Here is a 2,151-nt window from a genome sequence, read left to right as displayed (position 1 = left end):
GCACATTCCGATTGCGAGACCTTTTTTCCAGCCATAAAACCATAGGGGTTGTTGTCGTTGTCATGGGTCTGAAACCGCACGCACAATGTGAAAGCTGCGCGCCTTGGTACCCGCAAGGGCCTACCCCGTCAGAGGGACCCAAATTTTTTATCGTTAAAGTTAAGTGTGATGGATTGCGCGCTGTATTTCGTGCCGCACATTTTTTATGACAGCTTCAGCTGCTTTTGATCGCATAGCCGCTTGAACATAGTTCGATTGAAACGAGCCACGAATACTCGGCCCTTTGACAAAGATGAGCGGTGTTCTTCGTTTGCTTGCTCTCTTCGCAACTAACACACCTCGCTTTGTCTTGACAATAAAAGTGCCAGGATAAACGGCTCGTTGATTCCAAGCGTTGGCTTTCACACCATTCGCTCGATAACGTCGACGTTTGCCGCGACCCACTCGAGCATTAAAATAACCCGGGCGTCTTTGTGATTGAGGGAGCGATGTTATTAAATTAAATACGCGGCCGGTTGAAGCATCGATTGACGCACTTAAATCGTTAACGCGTGCTCTTTTAATGATTAGTCGCTTCTTTATTGTTGAGGCTTTTAAACCCGTCCGCTCTTTAATCGCTTTTGATGACGCCACTTTTACCGACTGCGCCCCTCGATTAATGCCGCGAACAGCGGCCTGTTTTAGTTTTCCGTGAAGACGGTTAACATCTTTGGTTAATCGATGCAAATCGTGCGAAATCGAGAACTCCATATTTAACGTCTACTGTTTCAACGCTTGCGTTGATTGTTTGATTAATGCTTTATCACTGTTACACGACTGTAATGCATGCAACAGTCTTAAGTTAATCGACAGCAAATCACCGTTCGTTATTAATGTTTGTTTTGGAATTGGCGTTGGCCGAGTCAGCGGAGCTGGGATCATTAATGGAACGAATTCGGTTTTGGTGACGGTTATCACGCGCGGCTTTATGGGCTTGCTCGTACAACCGAATAATCCTAAGAGGCACAGACTCATCAGCCCAGTCATGAACTTCTTTATCATTACGCTGTAGCTGTGTAAAAGCGGATTGCAAAGCACGTTCATTCTCTTGTAGATTGTCATAAAGAGCAGCCCTTTCAATGGATAATTGATTCACTCGTTTTGTTTGTTCGTCAAACCGCTGTTTGTACTTGTCGTAATTCAAGGTCGCTTGCTCAAGCGACCGCTCTAATCGAAATGATTGAAGCTCAGCTTGAACCGCTCGCTTCTTCTCACTATTGATAGTGTCATGCAACGTATCGATCCGATAAAGAGATAACAAAAGTGCGCCACCGAGCATAACGGCAATGAGAAGCGTACTTTTCAGATTTCGAAGAAACATAAATTACCCTTTCTCGATCAAACTGACGATTCGCTCGGCTCGTCGGCCGACTTGCCGATACCAACGTGAATTTCTCGCTTCGTAAGCCGCCGTCGTAAAATCGCCACGTTCAATCGCCGACAGCATGTGTTTAAACTTTAAAAATCGAGTCAGACCTAAATTAAATACCATATTGGAAAAGGCTCGTTTGCGGTTATCATTTAATTTATTAAACCAATTAAAGAGACTTAAATCATTAATCGCTTTGTTCATATCATTCGTTAATAATGACTCAGCTTCGTCTTGACTGATTCCAACATCCTCTAGATTACGACCGTAGCCAATGGTCACTTTACCCGCCGTGCATTCATAAGGATAAGCACGAAAGCCTTCATCACGTTTTAAATCGTCTTTGAGTTCATTCATCCACATGACTACTGAAACCCTTTCCTCTCTAACAGTTTATAAATAAATTGAATGGCTCTTGCGCCTTCATGCCCGGCAATACCCACAATACACGCCATCCATAACTCACTCACACCGGATGCTTGGCAGGCATAAAAAGCAATTACACCGACAAAAGCAGACGTCGCGATTTCAACAACAAACTCAAGCCACAACTTCAATGAACGGAGCTGTAGAGTTTCCTCTTTAAAAATGCGAGTACGCCAAAACTTGGTAACGCCACCAAAAATGGCAAACGCGATCAAATAGGCATAGTCTTGCATCGCCGACCATAAATTCGGATCTTTTTCGGGCATTGAGTTCACTTTTTTACAGGCATAAAAAAACCCGCCATGAAGACGGGTTTT

4 protein-coding genes are annotated in these 2,151 nt (G+C 44.0%); all 4 read right to left on the bottom strand.

Annotated features, from left to right (window positions below; genetic code table 11):
- Positions 1–159: 159 nt before the first annotated feature.
- On the bottom strand, positions 160–750 hold the full coding sequence (locus tag FAX86_RS22020; protein WP_144395657.1) for a phage tail protein: 591 nt from the start codon (positions 748–750) through the stop codon (positions 160–162).
- A 9-nt stretch (positions 751–759) separates the two neighbouring features.
- Positions 760–1,014: an Rz1-like lysis system protein LysC gene (gene lysC, locus FAX86_RS22890; protein WP_425467817.1), complete on the bottom strand. Its 255-nt coding sequence runs from the start codon at positions 1,012–1,014 to the stop codon at positions 760–762.
- Between the two features lie 349 nt (positions 1,015–1,363).
- The gene (locus FAX86_RS22010) at positions 1,364–1,765 is read right to left on the bottom strand and encodes a glycoside hydrolase family protein (protein WP_144395655.1); all 402 of its coding nucleotides are present in this window, start codon (positions 1,763–1,765) and stop codon (positions 1,364–1,366) included.
- Positions 1,766–1,773: 8 nt separating this feature from the next.
- On the bottom strand, positions 1,774–2,151 hold a 378-nt coding region (locus FAX86_RS22005), incomplete at its 5' end, for a phage holin family protein (RefSeq protein WP_205859288.1).

Origin of the sequence: Pleionea sediminis (assembly GCF_007570825.1) — a bacterium.
GTDB classification, from domain to species: Bacteria; Pseudomonadota; Gammaproteobacteria; order Enterobacterales; family Kangiellaceae; genus Pleionea; species Pleionea sediminis.
This window is presented reverse-complemented; position numbering and strand designations above follow the sequence as displayed.

Excerpts from the sequence above, each read along its gene's own strand:
- lysC (WP_425467817.1), bottom strand. The coding sequence starts at position 1,014 with ATGAGTCTGTGCCTCTTAGGATTATTCGGTTGTACGAGCAAGCCCATA.
- FAX86_RS22010 (WP_144395655.1), bottom strand. The coding sequence starts at position 1,765 with ATGAATGAACTCAAAGACGATTTAAAACGTGATGAAGGCTTTCGTGCT.
- FAX86_RS22020 (WP_144395657.1), bottom strand. The coding sequence starts at position 750 with ATGGAGTTCTCGATTTCGCACGATTTGCATCGATTAACCAAAGATGTT.